The sequence below is a fragment of the Streptomyces sp. 891-h genome, assembly GCF_022760275.1.
In the GTDB taxonomy this organism is placed as follows: Bacteria; Actinomycetota; Actinomycetes; order Streptomycetales; family Streptomycetaceae; genus Streptomyces; species Streptomyces spirodelae.
Genome location: NZ_CP050693.1, coordinates 1,441,120 through 1,458,385 on the forward strand (window position 1 = coordinate 1,441,120; position 17,266 = coordinate 1,458,385).

Below are 17,266 nucleotides of genomic sequence, written 5' to 3' on the forward strand. Positions count from 1 at the left end.
TGGCCGCCGCGGAGCCGTCCTGTTCCTCCGGGGTGACGGAGGACTCGTCCTCGGCACGCCCGCGGGGACCGCCCAAGTCCTTCTCGGCGTCACCGACCGAGGCCCCGGCGTGGGCCTCGGTGACGGCCTCGCCGGCGGTCTCCTCGGTGGCCTCCGTCGCGGTCTCGCTGGCGGTGTCGGTCGCGGTGTCGTCGATGTCCGTCCACGCGTCGGAGTCGTCCGCCGCCTGGGCCGTCCGCTCCCGGTGGTCGGCCACCCCGGCGGCGAACCGGTCGCCGGTCGCCGCCTCCGCCGCCGCCCAGGAGGACGCCAGCGACACCGGTGCCCACAGCCAGCGGAACAGGTCGCGGGCGTCGTCGCCCAGCTTGGCCAGCCGGTCCTCGTCCAGCCCGTGCCGCCGCGCGAACTCGTCCGCCGCCGCGCCTGTCCGGTGCAGTGCGGGCTCGGCCCACGCCTCGAAGTCGAAGTGCGCCGGCAGGACACCGCCCAGGGCGCCGGCACGCCGGTTCCATGTCGACACCCGGCTGTTCAGAGCGCCCGGCTCGCCGACGCGCGTACCGAAGGTGTCGCGGAACGCGGCGTCGGTCTGGCGTACGTAGTCCTCCCGTACGCGCCGCACCGCCTCCGGTGCCAACGTCCGGCCGGGGTGCTGCTCCTCCCAGGCCGCGAGCTGCTCGTCGAAGCTGCGCCCGGCCTCCTCGTGCGCGACCCGGCGGCCCAGCTCCTCGGCGAACTTCGTGTGCAGCGCGGGCGCACCGGTGACCCGGGAGTGCAGCTCACGCCACTGGGACGTCCGGCGGTCCTGCCCGATGTCGTGCCGCCAGCGCTCCCAGAGCGTGGACGTGGCGCCGGTCCTCCGGTCGGCCGGTGCCGGCACGAAGCTGTCCTCGGCGAAGAACCGGTCGAACGCGGCGGCTGCCGCCCGTGCCGTGCCGGCCTCCAGCGGCAGCCGGACGGAGGCGTCCAGCCCGGTACCGGAGGTGACACCGAAACGGCGCTGGAACGCCCCGCCGACCAGCCCCTTGTCCTCCTCCCAGGACCGGATGGCGTTGTCCACCTGCCGTACGGCGTCCTGCTCGACGGCGCGGCGGGCGGCGTGGTGCAGCAGCCGGCCCGGGAGAGAGGCGGCGACCTCGGTGTACCGCTGCTTCCAGGCGGCCTTGTCGTCGCTGGTGGCGTGCTGCGGCGGTGCGTCCTGGAAAGTCCGGTCGAACGCGGTCCGCAGTTCGCTGTCCGCCTGCGTGAACACGGAGAGGACGTCGGCCCGCGACAGCGCCGCCTCCACCGGCACACCTGGTGCCAGCACCTTCAGCAGCGGGCCGAGGTGGGTGGGCAGCGCCCCCAGGGCGTCCTTGAGAGCGTCACTCAGCCGCTGCCGTTCGACGTGGAAGCCCGCCGCGCGGTCGGCCTGGTTCCCCACTCCCTCGGCCAGCGCGTGCGCCCGCTCGCGGACCTGCTGCACGGCGTCCCGCAGCCCTTCGCGCACGGCGGCGGGGCTGTCGAACACCTCGCCCGCCGCCTTCGTCAGGTCCCGCAGGAAGGTGTCACGCACCTCCTTCCGCACGGCCTCGACGGCCGGGGCCGGGAGCTTGACCGCCTCCTCCGAGCGCGACCAGGCGGTGAAGGACCGGTCGAACAGCCGGCCACCCCGTGCCACGGTGGTCTGCTGGGCCAGGACGAGATCGAACTGCCCGGACAGCCGGTCCCACGCCTCGTCGGCGTCGTCCCGGGAGCGCAGCCGGCTCTCGTGGGCCCGCCACACCTCCTCGTACACCCGGTCGGCATCGACGCCGCGGTCCCGCAACTGCCCCTGGTGCAGCGACTCCCAGACGCCGAACAACCGGTCGAAGAGCTGCCGGTCCTCCTCCGACGCGCCCTGGGCGCCCCCGGCCGGCACCGCCTGCGACCCGGGCGGCGCCTGCGTCTGCCCCTGCGCCGCTTGTCCCTGTGTCGCTTGGCCCTGCTCCGCTTGCCGCTGCGTGGCGAGTTCGGCGTCGAACAGCCCGGTCAGCAGGGTGGGCCACGCGGCGCGCCGCCAGTCGCCGTCCGCCACCCACGACGGCACGGAGGGCACGGACACCTGCGCTGTCGCACCCGACTGCCCCTCGGCGGCGCTGTCCTGCTGCGCGGACTGCTGCCCGGACTGCTGCTCGGCACGCTGTCCGGACTGCGACTGCTGTCCGGCCTGCGACTGGCCGGTCTGCTCCTCGGCGGCGGCCGGGGACGCCTGGTGGGCCAGGTAGGCGTCGATGTACGCCGTGCGCGCCTCGTGCGCCCGCTCCTCGGCCCAGCGGACGACCCGGTAGTCGTGGACGGCGGCCGTGTCCTGCTCGGTCTCCTGCCGGGACAGGAGCCCGTCGAACTCGACGTTCGCCCGGTGCCGCATCCGGGCCACCTCGGCGAGCGCGTCGAGCCGGCGGGTGAAGTCCCGCTCCGCGGCGCGCCGCTCGTTCTCCGAGAGGAGGCCGCGGGCGCCGAAGCCCAGCTCCTCGCCGTACTGGCTGACAAGCTCCTGCTTGCGCTCCTGGAACCAGCCTTGCGTCTCCGTGTCCCAGTGCCGCTCGGCGGTGCGCAGCTCGGCCAGTTCCTTCAGGTCGAGGGCGTACAGCCCCGCCGTCTCGGCGCGGGTGGAAAGGTCCCGCACCGCCTGCCGGAGGTTGTCCGTCAGTTCCTGCCGCTGGGCTTGCAGATCCTCGGGGGGAGCCTGCGCCACCGCGTTCCAGTCGTGCCGGAACTGGTCCTGGAGACGGTGGATCTGTTCCTCGTAGGCATGGCGGGTCTCAGCCGGCAGCTGGGGGCTGAAGAACCGCGGGGTGAGCCCGTGGTCGCCGACGGGTTCATTCATGATCCCGTCCACGATGCGGCCGGCCTTCTGGGCGTCCCGCCACTGCTCGTGCGCCTGGGCGTAACGCTGCACGAACCGTTCACCCAGGTCGGTGACGGCGGGCGCGCTGTGGTCGGTGTCCTCCTGGAAGACCACTCCCGCGTCGGCCGCGGCCGCGTGGAAGGCGGTCCGCACGTCCTTCGCGGCCGGGGAGTGGTGGAAGCTCCTCTCGCTGGGCTCCTCGGACTGGAAGGTGAAGCGAGGCGCGGGCGCATCGGCGGTGACGGTGGACGCGACGTGTTCGTCGAACCAGCTGTCGGCCGCCCGGTGGCGCACGATGCCGTCCATCCGCTCGTGCAGCTCGGTGGTGACCGCCGCCTGTTCCTCGCCCCGCGGGGCCTGCGTCCAGGCATCGGCGAACCACTCGCGGACCGGCCGCAGCTGGGGGGTGCTCGACAGCGACACTCCGGCGTAGCCGCCCAGCTCCTCGTCGAACACCTGGTAGGCCGTCGCCCGGTCCCCGAGGGTGTCCCGTACCGAGGCCAGCTTCGCCAGCGCGTCCTCGGCGGCGTCCGGCACGGTGCTCGGCGGCGACTGGAACTCCTGCTGCAACTCCTGTTGCGTCTGCGACGACACCTGGGACGCCATGCCCGAGGAACCCGCCGCCAAGGCGGACGCCCGCACCGCCGCGCCGGCATCCGCCCGCCCCGCGACACCCTCGAAGGACGTGACGCTCTCGGAGCCCACGGTGCCCTGGGCACCCTCGTCCAGACCGGCACGCGCACCGCCGGACTCCCGGCCCAGCTCCGTCTCTGCGGCCGGAGACGAGTGCCGGCCGGCGTTCTGCGCCCCGGAGCTGCCCTCCTGCCCCCACAGCGCCTCATGGGCGGCAGCCGACTCGTGGGCCGACGGCTGGGGCAGCGGGTCCTCGACGAGCAGCTCGTCACCGGCACTGCGGCCGATGACGCCGGCCTGCTCGTCGGGGACCTCCTCGACGGCGGGCGTACGGTACCGGCCGACATCCCTCGCAGTGGGCACCTGGGGCGCGGGCGTGCGCTCGGACCTGAAGGTCTTCAGGTCCATGTGCCACTCGGGGTTGTCCCGCCACTCCCGGTAGACGGCGTCCCGGTCCTGGACTCGCTGGTTGAGTTCGGACCAACGCTGCCGCGTCTGGTCCATCAGGTCGTCGAAGGCCTGCTGAGCGGCAGGCGTGCCCGACACCTTCTCGTAGGACTGCCAGTCCTTGTCGAAGCGGGCCTCGATGTTCTTGGCCTGCGCCTGGTAGTAGGCCCTCACGCGCCCGTCGGAGAGCGAGGTGGCAGGCAGCCGGTGCTCCTGGGAGAAGGACCCGTCCGGCAGCCGCTTCTCGCCGAGCGCCTGCGCACGGATCTCGTCCCTGACCAGAGAGGCGGCGTGGAACTTCTGCATCCGCTCGCGCCACGCCTCGTGCTCGGCGGCCTCCTTCGCCTGCTGCTCTCTCTGCCCCAGCCCCTCGGCCCACTTCACATACTTGTCCCTGAGGCTGTTCAGTTGCGTCCCGAAGGCGTCGCCGTGCTGCTTTTCATAGGCGAGCGCGGCGTCCACATCGCGGTCGCGGGGGGCGAAGGCCTTGCTGTGGTTCTCGGCAGTCTTCTGGCGGTAGTCGTCGGCCAGCTTGCCCTCCTGCCGCGGGCGGATATCGAAGTGCTGCCAGGCACGTCCGGAGTTCACGTCCCGACCGAGCAGGGCGCCCTTCACGGTGTCCGGGGAGGCCAGCTCCTCGGGGCTCAGATACCGCCCGTCCCTCATCAGGCCGTGGAACTGGAGGGCGGCATCGGACAGCGTCGCGTGGAAGTCCGCCTCGTACTTGACGCGCTCGGGCAGGGACAGGACAAGCGGTACAAGGTCCTGGTAGTAGTACGCGTCCTGCCGGGCCTGGAGTACCTTCGGCTTCCACAAGCCGTTCGGGGTGATGTTCTCAGCGAACTCGTCCGCCGCCCGATCGGCTTCCGCCGCCCGTGCGTACGCCTCGTCGGCCCGCGCCTGGAGGGCATCCACCTTCTGCCAGAGTCCCATGTTCGTACGGAACCGGCTGGCCTCGGCAAGGGCGAAATACACCTCCTGCTGGCGGCTGTCGGCCTGTGCGCGGAGCTTTTCCGCCCGCTCGGTCAGCGCCCGCAGTGTCTCCCGGGGGTGACCGATCCGCTCGATGTAGCTTTCGTGCGCCTGCTTGGGGGCGTGCTCCGACACCTGCTTCTCCGCCGGCGTGTCGGGCTCACCGATCCACTTGGGGGTCTCCTGCTCGACGAGTTCCTTCGCCTGTTTCGCGCCGACCAGAGCGTCGATACGGGCGGGCATGTTCTTGGCCTGGAAGTCGTACTCCTGGAGCATCGCCGCTCGCTGACGCAGCAAGACCTCCATGGACAGCTTCTCCGGGTCGCTCCCTCCAACGATCCGGACGCCGGCGGCCTGCACCTCGGAGATCGCCGGTTCGACCACCTCGTTGGCGTCGAAAACGGCCGCATCAGTCCCGGGGGCGTAGCCACGGTCGGCGTTCCGCAGGCTGAGATGTGTCGGCACGGCGTCCTGCAGGTCACTTTCGAGCTTGCGCACCAGGCTCTCGTTTTCCAGCCGGACCTTCCAGAGCGCCAGCGTCGGTTCCAAGCCGGGGAACGAGCCGTGGCCCAGCCATTCCGCCAGCGGCTTGTCCCATACCTCGATCCTGGTGCCGTCCCCGGTCACCAGCTTGTTGGTGGCGGCACGATAAGCGTCGTGGAACTTGTGCCTCAGATCCTTCAGAGCCTCCGGCGACATGGTGCGGGCGGCGTCCGTCTCCCGGACGAGCTGCCCCCAGGCGCGGTCCTCGTCCTGCAGCAGCGCCAGCGAGCTGTCCAGGCCCTTGATCCGTCCGTCGACCAACTCGTCAACGGCCTTGATGAACCCGGCTTCGTCGCTCCCGTCCCTGCCGAGGCGGTACTCGGGGGCGAGTCGGAGGATGTCTTTGGCGAGATCGTCGGCGAGCCTGGCGCGCGCTATGCCCTCTTCCACGGCGTTGCGGAACACGGGCCCCTTCGGCGCGTCGGGGGCGGGGCTCCAGTCGGCGGACGGGCGCTCCGTGACGGAGTGGGACCCATCCGCCGAGCCGGTGTGGGCCACACCCGCCGAGTCGGCCGGGCCGCTCTCCACGAGCGACTGCGTGTTCCACGGATGCGCGCCCAGCTCGGACGCCAGGTTGGAGACCCGCTGTGCGAACTGTCCGTACGTGATATGTCCGCTGAGGAACCGGCTGGCCGTCGTCCCCACCAGCTCCTGTGCCTGCTCGTAGAGCAGCGTTGCACTGTCCTGGGACGGCTCGAAGCGCACCGGCTTCGCCGGGACGTCCCTGGAGTCGACGGCCGACCCGGAACCCCGGCCGCCACCCGGCTCCGAGCCGGCCGGCCGGGAACCCTGCCCGCCCGGCGTCGAGCCGGACTCGATATCTCCGGTCGCCAGGTCGGTCAGCCTCTGGTCGAACTGCTCACGAGTGAGCTTCCCGTTGAGGAAGTCCCGGGCGGCGGGCGCCACGAACGCCCGGTTCTCCTCGGACATCAGGCGGCCGACCTGCTGCTCGAACACGGCATAGTGCTCGTCGGACGTGGGGTGGACGTTCCCCTTCTTGTCCGTGCCGGTCCTGCCCTCGTCCAGCCAGGCACGGGTCGCCCGGGCCACCTCGTCCCGCACGGCCTGGTGCTGTGCCGCCGGCTTGCCGGCGACGTCCCGTACCGCCGCGGCGTCCTTGGCGCCCGTGCCCGACTTCGTCAGCTTGTTCGCGGACGGCCGGTCCGGGTGCTGGACAGGGCGCGCCTTCAGTCCGTCCGGGCGCGGGCCCATGGAATCCAGGACGTCCCGCGCGAACTGCTTCTGGTCGCGGTGTTTGGTGAAGTCGTGTGCCGCCTTGACGACCTTGTCGCCCGTGCTCGTCTTCGTCAGCTTGTTCGCGGACGGCCGGTCCGGACCCTTCTCGGCCGCTGTCCGTCCACCCCCGGCCAACTTTTCCTTGTACATGTCGGCAGCGGCCCCCTCGGCTGCCCACGCACCTCTCGCGCTGTCGTCCAGCTCCATGGCGTGGCGGCCCTCGGGCTCCTCCCGCACCGAGGAGGCACCGCCCTGAGGGACGTCCGAGGGCGCGTCGGCCGGTGCTGTGTCCCCCGCTGTGACGGAGGCGTCCCGCTCGGCCTCGGAGAGCTGCTTCTGGCTGAACTCCGTGTCGTTCCGGGCCTTCAGTATCGCGTTCTGACCGCCCAGGTCGCCCGGCTCGGAGGTGTGGGAGGACGGCTCCCCATCGTTCGGGGCGACTTCGCGTTCGTGCCCGACCGCACCCTGCTCGCTCCCTCCCGCCGGGTGCTCGCCCGGGCCCGCCGGGTGTCCGACCGCGCCGTCCGCGGCGGGGGACCCCGCCGGGGAACCGTGGGGTTCGCCGGCCACCTCGCCGCCAGAACCCTCCCCGGCGACCGCGACACGGCCGTCGCTCTCGCCCACCGAACCGGACGACCCACGGTCCGACACCGCGTCGTCCTCCGGCCGCGCCACCGTGCCGGGCTGCTGCGCCTGCCCCCCGGCCACGGACGCCTTCTCGTCGCCCGGAGCCTGGCCGTCCCCGGTCCGCGTGGTCTCGTCCCGCGCGGTCTCGCCCCGCGCCCCGTTCCGCTCCGCCAGGCCGGACGCGGAACTGCCCGTGCCGGACGTCCTGTCCGTCGCCGGAGGACCGGACTTGCCGGACCGCTCGGACACAAAGCGGTCGTAATTCTCCAGCAGGCTCTGCGCGCCCTGCCTGGCGGCGACGTGCTCAAAGATTTTGTCGGGCAGGCCGGCTTCCAGAGCCTCGACGCGGCTGCGGTAGCCCGCCTCGGAGATCTCCCCCTTGTGCAGCAGATTGAGCAATTCCCGCACGGCGCTCACGTGCTCTTGCCTGACCGCCTGCTCCCAATGCGGCGTCTGCCGGTGAGCCAGGTACGCGTTCTTGCTGAGGACGTGGTCCACGATGGCGTCGAGGGGGAGACCGCGGCCGGACCAGGCGATCGCCGCACCGAATTGCTCGGTGAGCAGTTGGGCGAAGAGCGCGTCGTCGGGCGCCGCGTGCGGCCAGTCACGCAGTTCGGCTGCACGCTCGGCGGTGACCGGGCTCCGGAAGCGCTCGTACAGGGCGATCCTGTAGGCGTCGACGAACCGGGGCACCATGTCCTCCGGCACACCCGCCTCAACCAACCACTGCTTGGGCCCGTAGTCCGCTTCCTCACTCAGCATGGCCGGCACCGCGGTGTCCAGGTCCACCTCGGACACCCGGGAGCCGAGCGAGGTAATGATCTCGTTGCGCACAAGCGTGGGAAAGTCCGGCATCTCGACCATGCCGTCCGGGGTCATCCGGCCGCGGTCATAGCGGAGCTTCTTCACCGCCTCCCGGACCGCGTCGGCCACCTCCGGCACGAGATCTTCGTTCAGTCCCGCCTTCCTCGCCCGGATCTCCGGGGGTATCGACTCTTCCTTCGGGATACCGAGCGTGGGATTGTCCTTGTAATCCTGAACAGCCTTTGTCGCCGCGGAGTTCGCCGCGGCCACTTCGTGGTTCTCCCGCTCGGCCTGGGGGAACCGCCTCTGGAGGAAGTCCTCGTCCCGAGCCTTGTTCAGCTCCTCCAGCATCGCGTGCCGGGCCGGGTCGTGCTGGTCAAAGGTGTAGGGGGCGGGCTCCCCGTCGTTCGGGGCGACCGCGCCCTGCTCGCCCCCTCCCGCCGCGTGGTGCTCGCCCTGGCCTGCCGGGTGTCCGACCGCGCCGTCCGCATCGGGGGCCGCCGGGGAACCGTGGGTTTCGCCGCCGGCCACCTCGCCATGGGAACCCTCCGGGGCGACCGCGATGCGGCCGTCTCCCTCGTGGGTGACGCTGCCGGGCCGGCCACTCCCCGACCCCTCAGGGGCCAACTCCCCGGACACGGAGCGCCGACCCGCCGGGGCACCGAGGTCGCCCGACGACCCGTCGTTCCGCCCCGGCGTCCCCGTCCGGCCCGCGTCCACCGGGCCGGACGACCCGCGGTCCGACACCGCGGTCTCGCCCTTCGGCCCCGCCGTCGAGCCGGGCTGCTGCGCCTGCCTCTCGACCACGGGCGCCGTCTCGTCGCCGGGAACCTGGCCGTCCCCGGCCCGCGAGGTCTCGCCCCGCGCCCCGTCCCGCTCCGCCGTACCGGACACCGAACGACCGGGCACGGAACCACCCGTGGCAGACGTCTTGTTCGCCGCGGGAGGACCGGACTCGCCGGTCCGCTGCTGCTGCAAGCCGCGCGACGGCACCTGGCCGTCCCCGGTCCGCACGGTCTCGCCCCGCGCCGTCCCGCCCGGCGTGCTGTCGGGCCGCTGCCCGGCCACCAGCGCGGACTCCTCGGCGCCTCGCTGACCCTGGCCCTGGACCTTGTCCGGACCCGCCTCGTGCTCCTGGCCCTGCGAGCGGGCAGAGTTCTCCCCGGAAGCGTCGGACGGGCGCGTCGAGGAGGCGTCGGACGGGCGCGTCGACGTACCGCCGGCGGCGACGGTGCCGTCCTCGTGCCCGCGCGTCCCCGTCTGCTCCTGCCCGGGGCGGTCGATCGTGGTGCCGTCGGACCGCTGTTCGCCGGGCCGCTGCTCGACGGTACGGTCCCCGGGCTGGGTCGTCCTCGCCGGCGGCGGCGCCTGCTCGTGCGGTGCACCCGCGCCGCCCCGCGGTACGGGGGGCACCAGTGCTGCCGCTTCACCTCCACCCGCACCCGTCGCCGCCGGCGGGGTGGGGCCTTCCACTCCGCCGCCGGGAGCCACCTGCTGCCCCGGACCGTGGGAACCGGGCTCTTCGGGCCCCGCGGGCTGCCGGACCTGCCCCTCGGGCGCACCCGCGCCGCTCTCGTTCCCCGGCCGCGCGGCGGGGTCCGTTCCGGGGTTCGCCTCCACGGGGCCGGACGAACCGCCCTCGTGCGGCGCGTTGGTGGGACCCTGCGGTGCGGTGCCCTGCTGCTCCGCGCCCCTGGGCGGCGTCTGGGCCGGTACCTGCGGCGAGCCGCCGCTCTGGCCGCCACGGTCGCCCTGGGCCGGCGGCGCCGTCAGGTCGTCGCCGCGGCGGGTCAGCCCGTCGCCGCTCGGGGGTGCGGCATTGTTGCCGCCGTCGTTCCTGGCGTCCCCCGCACCGGGGTTGCCGCGCTGCTGCGCGGGCGGCGGCGTGCCGTATTCGCTGCCGACCGGCGGCGTCCCACGGCCACCGGTCCCGACGGGGACCAGCGGCTCGCCACCGGATGCGGTCCCGCCAGGACCCGACGTACCCGCCTGCTCCTGCGGCGACACCGACCGGCCGGCCTCGGAGGACGGCGGACCGGACGACTGGTGCCCGGCACCCGTCGCCGAGGTGCCCTGCTGCGGGAGCGGGGGTTGCGGGGTTCCGTCCGTAGGGGGTGTCCACCCGTCCGTGCCGGCGGACCCCCCGGGGCCGCCCTCGCGGCGGGGCGGGCCCTGCGGAGGCGCGACGGTGCCGCTGCGCCCTTCGGGCGCCACCGGACCCTGCGGCACACCCGAGTGCGGGACGGGCGGCACGCCGCCGGACTGCGCCCCCTCCGCACCGTGCGAGGTCCCGGGCGTGGGCGGGCCGTCAGGAGCCACCGGCGTGCCGCCCGGCCCCTCGGGAGGTGTGCCCTCCGGCCGAACGGCCACGCCGCCCCGCGAACCCGTCCCGTCAAGGGCGCCGGGAGCGCCCGGTGAACCGGGCATGCCGTGATCGCCACTGCCCACGGTGCCGCGCAGCGGCGGAGGCGGAGTACCCCCCGGGGAGAAGACGGACGCCCCGCCGCGGTCGCCGCCCGTCCCGACAGTGCCGTCGGTGGAGCCCTTCCAGGGCGGGGAGGTGTGGAGCCCGCCGACGTTCAGATTCCCGGCGCCGAAGTTGGTGTTGGTGTTGGTGCGCGCGTCCCCGCTGCCCTGCCACTTGGGCGGGAACGCCGTACGGTCGCCGAATGCCTGGTTCCAGGCGGACGTCGCCGGGCCCCTGCCGCCGCCCGTCGCCTTCCACCAGTTCTGGACCACGCCCCGCACGGTCTCCTGGACCCCTCGGCCGCCCCCCTGGCCCAGCCGGCCGGCCCCGGGGAAGAGCCCCAGGAGGGCGCCGATGCCCATGCTGAGGCCCGCCATCTCCGGGTCTTCGTGGAACTCGGTCCCCGCCGCCGCGGCTCCGGCCTCGCCCGCGGCACGGTCGATGCCGGCGGTCAGCGCCGCGCCGAGTCCCGCGCCGCCGAGCATCTCCAGCGCGCCGCGGGTGAAGCTGTTGAGCACCTGCGACAGCGTCCTGCCGATGTTCGTCAGCAAGGTCGCGAGCCTTGCTGACAGCGCTATCGCCGCGCTGAGGAACGAGCCCACGCCGAACGTCGCGAGGCCGAGGATCGTCCCGAAGATCAGCGACCAGACACTGGCGTTCTCCGCCTTCGCCTTCTCCTCCGCCAGCTCCTTGATCTTGTTGGCGTAGGCGTTGATCGCCTGGCCGATCTTCCAGGCGGCGTCGATGGCCGAGTTCCACCGATCGCTCAGGCCGTCACGCCAGCATGCCTGCATCATCTCGGCGGCCCTGCTCGACCACTTGTCGTCGAAGAACAGCACTCGGTCATCGAGGTCGTACTTCCGCTCGTGCAGCATGTCGCCGAGCCGGATCCAGGCGTTGCCCATCTCCCAGATCTTGTCGATGTCCAGACCCTGCAGCTCATCACGCCAGCTCTTCACCGCCGGGCTCCTCTCAGACGTCCTGCTGTGCGGCGGCGCCCGCCGCCTGGTGAACGGTCCCGAAGTGCGCGTGGAGTTCCGGCTCCGACGCGGAGCGTGCCCGCCTGCCCATATGCCGCACGGCGCCGAGGGACTTCGGCTGCCGCCCGGACGTAGCCGGGGACGTCCCGTCCGGCGCGACCGGCGCGACGCTGCGGATCAGGCGGTGATGCGGGCTTCGACTCATGGGGTGTACTGCCTAGCTGTCTGGCTGCGATGAGGGGTGGCTGCGGGTGCGGGTAGGGCGACTGCGGCTGGTGCAGGCTCGTGCGGTTGAGGCGGAGCCGTGCGGGAGCTGGGTCCGGCACGGCCGGGTGATCGGCTCAGCCCACTCGCGAGCCGGGCGTCACCCGCCCCCCTCGGCGTGCTCGGTGGGCCGCAGGGATATCCCGTCGTCGCCCGGGTAGTCGGCGGTGACCGCGGTGTGGTCGGTGTCCATCCGGTCCTGCGGCGAGCTGTTCATCTGGTCGAGCAGGTCCTTGTAGACCTCCGGGTCGGGGGCCGACAGCACCATCGCCCCCGCGACGATCTGGTCCATGGGCGACGGCGCCGTCAGCGACGTGTGGTACTTGTTGAACATCTTCCATGCCTCGTTCTCGGCCTGCCCGAAGTTGCTCGCCGCCTTCTTCACACCACCGGTGATCGCGTTCAGCACTCCCGTCTCCGGGCTCTCCTCGGTTCCGAACAGGTTGCTGTAGACGCGCGACCACCTGTCGCTGATGTCCTTCTGCTCCGTAGCGGACTCGCCCTGCCATTGGAGCTGGAGGTTGTTGAGGATCTCGTTGATGTGGCGGATGCGCCCGGCGATCTGGTCCGCCAGCCACTCCAGCTTCGTGGCCAGCAGGTCCATCTCGCTCGGCTGCGCGCGCAGGGTGGTCCAGTCGTAGTCCGTCCGAGCCTTGTGGGCGACCGCGGCGGCAAAAAGTACCGGTCCAGGGTCCATCCCTTCGCCTTCACTCATGCTGCCTCTCCCCTTCCTTCCCGAATCGGGCTGTCCGCCTGGTCGGCGCTCTTCGCGACCACGCCAAGCACCGGACGACCACAACGCCCGGTCGGCGCGGAGCATTTCATGCTATGTACGGACATTCACTGTCTGGAATCTCTGAGATTTTCGGTGTATGTCTGGTAGACGTTGGCATCCCGGACGCAGGCCCTTCGGCCTCCCCGGCGACCGCAGTGCCAGATCGGCCTTCCCGACGAGAGACGGCAGACGATGACCGACCCGATCAACTCGCAGTACGACACGGACCCGCTCCAGCCCCCGTCCGACGACGAGGAATCCAAAGACACCGAAGGGGAGCTCTCCCCGACCACACGGAAGGCGGAGGACCACAGCGGCGACATCCCGGTCCTCAACACCGCCTGGAACAAACTGCCCTCCTACAACGACGCCCCTCCGATGGAGAAGCAGGAGGGCAAGGGCACCCTGCCGCCGATCCCGCCCGACAGCGACTTCGTCTTCAAGGCCGGCGAGGTCCGGGAGTCGGAGCAGAGGATGCTCAGCAGCACCCGCACCGCGGTGGACGGCTACGAGGAACTCCGCACGAAGTTCCTCGCGGAGAAGGACCACGTCTTCGGCCAGGGGCTGCGGCACGAGTACGACACCATGTCCGCCGTCCCGGTCTCCATGGGCAACGGCAACGGCAGCGAGCGCACGCACCACAACGAGCCGGCCGACTTCAACGGTGACGAGTTCGGCGCCACCATGGTGCCGATGATGGAGAAGGCCCTGGCGCAGATCGGCAGTGTCCTGGCGGCCACTGGCGAGTACATCGCCATGATCAACATAGCCGGCCAGATGTACAGCCAGGCCGACCGGGAATCCCGCTTCCCCCAGCCGCCGGGAAGCTGACGCGCCGCCGGGACGGCCCCGGGGACGGAGCCGGGCACCACGGTGCCCGGCTCCTCGCATGTCCGGCGCCGATACGGGGCCTTGGCCGCGGCAGCGGCGGCGGACCGAGGTGCCGACGCACCCCGCTTCTCGGACGCTCACCGACCCTGCCCGCCGTCGCCGTCCTGGGTCCCGTCTGCCGCGGGCTCGTGCACCACCGCAAGCTCCGTACGCGGCTGGGACGGCACCGGACCACCACCACCCTGACCAGCACCACCATCCACAGGCGAACCATCCGCACTCACATACTGAACCGCCAACTCCGTACGCGGCTCGGACGGCACCGGACCACCACCACCCTGACCAACACCACCATCCACAGGCGAACCATCCGCACTCACATACTGAACCGCCAACTCCGTACGCGGCTCGGACGGCACCGGACCACCACCACCCCCGAACTCCTCCACCGGCGCCGTCTCCGGCCTGAACGCACCCGTCTCACCCTCCGCCGGCAACAAATACCGCAACCCCTCCCCCTGCACATGCTCAGCCGCCAACTCCGTACGCGCCTTCGACGACACCGCACCGCCAGCACCCGCATGCTCGACCACCCTCACATGGCCCGGCTGAGCCGGCTGCGGCACGTGTGCGAGGTCTTGGGTTCGTGTCTCCATGTTGGCGAGGTTGACCAACTCGGCCTGGTGGAAGTTGTCGTAGGAGACCTTCATCCGGCGGACGATGTCGTCCAAGAGGTCGTGCAGTTCCCTCTCGGTGCGCTGGAACCACATCTGGACCGCGTCGAAGGAGGAGTGCGCTGGTCCCTGCCAGTGGTCCTGGAGCTGGCTGGCGAGGGTGCCGACCGATCTCATGTAGCCCGCGATCTCGGTGGAGGCGTACCGCACTTCTCGCGTCGCGTCGGACAGCGCCTGAAGGTCGACATGGAACTGCGCCAGCGTGTAATCCGAGGGGGCGCTGGTGCCGCCATCACCGCCGCCGGCGCCATCCGTCCCCTGGGAGGGCCCTTGTCCACCGGAGCCGGCGTCGCCGCCGCCGGAGGATTGCTGCGACGAAGCGGGTGAAGGCGTGGGCGTGCGGGCGTAGTCACCGATCTGGTCGGCGTTCGCCTGCCGCTGCCACGACTCGGGCACCGGCGGGGCGCTGCCGTCGGTGCTGCCCGCGGGCGGGCCAAGACCCGGCATGGGTGGAGGCTGCGTGCCGCCCCCCGCCGCCGTGTTGCTGCCCTGGTCGCTCATCCTTCAGCACCCCTCTCTTCGTGACCGCTCCGGGCTGCCCGTTCTCCATGTGGTGGCCCTCCCCGGTGGCTGCTTCGATCGCCGGATGCCGAGTACCGCACCTCGACGGTCCGGTCCGGCCCGCCTCGCGGCGCACCTGCGTTCCTCGGCCGGTGGAGGCGTGGCGGGCCGGCCCGCAAGCGCATGCGTGCAAGCGGATGGCGCAGCGGGGGCGTTCGGTGACGGCTTCGGAGTTCCAGGTAGGGAAGCCCCGGCCGGGAGCACCACGATGTTGCGCCGCGAAGTCCGGTGAGATTCGCGGTGCAAAGGCGAGCCCGCACCTCGTCTTCCTTGTGAGCGGTTCTCAGGAAGTCCACAGCGATTGCGACACCTCGGAATGGCTGCCATTCCATGCCTCGATGATGGGAATTCTCCATCGCGCTTCTCCACGGCGCCGCACCGCCAGGTTGAAATGACTCTATAGGCCGTCAAGTTTCGGAGTCAATTGGCCGATCCGCGCCACCGCCGAAACCCCAGCCTCAGCCATAAAAGGTCGGTTGGAGCGTGCTGCGGCGCGACGCGGTCACGTTCGGTACACGCTGCCTCCGTTTCCACGCTCTCACCGTTCGCACAGTTCTGTTTCAGCTCTCGTGGAGTCTGTTTGTCGCCCGTTTTCGGAAGTGGCTCCGCGCAATGCCTACGGGGTTGCCGCTTTGGCATCGGCCCGTCCGGCCGGGCCGTCCGCCACTCGCGGTTGGTCACTCGTTCCGGTCCCTGGCCGCCCGTCACTTCCGCAGCAGCCAGTTGGACGAGGGGGCCTGGCAGCTGCCGATGATCAGCGGGGCGTCGTTGGTGTGGGAGTTGCCTTCCACCTGGAGGCACTTCCCCCTGCTCGCGAAGTTGTGGATCTTCTTCTGGCCGTTCGGCAGCGTCTCGATCCGCCACTGCTGGTTGTCGTCCATCCGGCCGTTGCAGTTGGCCGTGTGGAGCCGCGTTCCGGCCGGCTTGCCGTCACCGTCCGGCAGGTCGAAGCAGTGCCCGTCCTTGGCGTTGGCCAGCATCACCAGGTCGCCGCCCTCGGCACCGGCGTGCGGGTGCGAGACGGTGATGTTCCACTGCTGGTTGTCGCCGTCGCTCGCGTTGCACGGGTACTGGTTGATGGGGACGCCGTCGCGCTGCGGGCCGAAGTTGGGGATGTCGGCGCACTGCTTGCTGTCCTGGTTGACCAGCACCACGCGGGAGTAGCCGGCGCCCGATATCCGCAGCTTGCTGTTCAGCTGCACCTTCGGCTTCCGCTTCTTCACCGTCGTGTCCGGCTTCTCGACCTTTGTGGCCTTGGCGGTGCTGCCCCCGTCGTCGGCGTGCTGCTTCGCGGTCGTGAGCCGTTCGCTCTTCTTGCTCTTCTTCGACCCGCTCGGCGAGGGCGAAGCCGAAGGCGACTTCAGCGCCGACTTCCGGGCGGCGGCCTTCCGCTTCTTCCACGCGGCGGCGGCCTTCTTCTCCTTGGCGGCCTGCTCCGTCTTGTACGAGTTCCAGGCGCCGATACCCAGGGTGGCGCCCGCGACCAGCGCCAGCACGGCGATGGCGCCGGCTATCCGGGTGCCGAGCCGGGGCCCCTCACCGGGCTGCCGGGCCGCATCCGTCAACGCGTCGACCCGGCGGGCCCGCTCGCGCCGCTTGGCGTCTTCGCTCTGCGACTCGCTCACTGGTCTTCCCAACCCCTCATCTGCTCCTCCTCTGCCCCGGGCGGCGGTGGTTCCGCGCCGCCGACCGCCCCCGCGTCACCGGATGCCGCCCGGACCCGAACAGTTGGATGCCGCCCGGACCCGAATAGTTCACGGCCGCGCCCTTCGGATGCGCCCGGCGCCGTCCCCCGATCGCCGCTGCGGCCGAGGGCGGCGTACCCGGCCATGCGGCGGGGCGGGGGCGGGCAGGCTGCGCCGGAAGCCGCTGCCCGTATGAGGAAGCGCTGCCCGTATGCGGGCGACCGGCTCGGGCGGGCCTGGACAGGAAACCGGGTACGGAATTCCCGGTCAACGGCCGCGGTTCGGAAACACTTTCGCACTCTACCCCGGCGTGGCCGGGAATCAACAGCGGACCCCGGAAAGGCGGCAACCGGGCCCGCAATACGGAGCCCCGCCCCCGGATGAGACTGCAGGACGTCGAGAGAAGCGGTCATAAAACGGTCACCACAATCCTGGAAACGGAAAGGGAACGGCGCCGGCACCCCGGGGCATCCGTCGACAGATCGATTCCCGGCGTTTGCGGCCGGACCCGACTGTGCCACCATGGTGCGCGTGTGCACCGCACAATTCCGCCTTCCGCCGAGGAGTTATCCGTGCTGTCACTCGACCTGCACCCCATCTTCCGCAACAACCGCGACATCGATCAGAGCGTGCGCACTTTCCTCTTCAAGGCGTACAGCTCCGGCGAAACTAAGGTAGAAATCATTACGGGGAAGGGGCGCGGCCGACTCCGCGAGCATGTACTCGCCCACCTGAACCAGCGGCACATGCGGCGCTTCGCCAAGCGTGTGGAGACCGACCGCTCCAACAGCGGGCGGATCATCGTCCACCTCGCCTAGTCGGCGCCGCGCCACCCACCGCT

6 protein-coding genes (1 of these 6 cut by a window edge) are annotated in these 17,266 nt (G+C 71.5%); 2 read left to right on the plus strand and 4 right to left on the minus strand.

The features are described from left to right. Together HC362_RS06075 and HC362_RS06080 are read right to left on the minus strand one after the other, a co-directional pair. A protein-coding gene (locus HC362_RS06075) for a hypothetical protein (protein ID WP_243082897.1) crosses the window boundary here: on the minus strand, positions 1–11,554 show its 5' portion. It extends 66,707 nt beyond the left edge of the window; 11,554 of the gene's 78,261 nt are visible here — the first part of the coding sequence; its start codon is at positions 11,552–11,554; its stop codon lies off the left edge, out of view. 385 nt (positions 11,555–11,939) lie between these two features. Further along, the gene (locus tag HC362_RS06080; protein ID WP_243082898.1) at positions 11,940–12,554 is read right to left on the minus strand and encodes a hypothetical protein; all 615 of its coding nucleotides are present in this window, start codon (positions 12,552–12,554) and stop codon (positions 11,940–11,942) included. A 252-nt stretch (positions 12,555–12,806) separates the two neighbouring features. Here HC362_RS06080 and HC362_RS06085 point away from each other — a divergent pair, with 252 nt between their 5' ends. Then, positions 12,807–13,445 carry a hypothetical protein gene (locus tag HC362_RS06085; RefSeq protein ID WP_243082900.1) on the plus strand — a complete coding sequence of 213 codons (639 nt, stop codon included), beginning with the start codon at positions 12,807–12,809 and terminating at the stop codon, positions 13,443–13,445. A gap of 137 nt (positions 13,446–13,582) precedes the next feature. On the opposite strand, the gene HC362_RS06090 is transcribed toward HC362_RS06085, so the two are convergent. Beyond that, a complete protein-coding gene (locus HC362_RS06090; RefSeq protein WP_243082901.1) occupies positions 13,583–14,626 on the minus strand; it encodes a WXG100 family type VII secretion target in 1,044 nt (347 codons plus the stop codon). Between the two features lie 818 nt (positions 14,627–15,444). Continuing rightward, positions 15,445–16,365 carry an RICIN domain-containing protein gene (locus HC362_RS06095; RefSeq protein WP_243082902.1) on the minus strand — a complete coding sequence of 307 codons (921 nt, stop codon included), beginning with the start codon at positions 16,363–16,365 and terminating at the stop codon, positions 15,445–15,447. A 632-nt stretch (positions 16,366–16,997) separates the two neighbouring features. Here HC362_RS06095 and HC362_RS06100 point away from each other — a divergent pair. Continuing rightward, positions 16,998–17,243, plus strand: a complete 246-nt coding sequence (locus HC362_RS06100; RefSeq protein ID WP_243082903.1) for a Smr/MutS family protein — start codon at positions 16,998–17,000, stop codon at positions 17,241–17,243. Positions 17,244–17,266 lie beyond the last annotated feature (23 nt).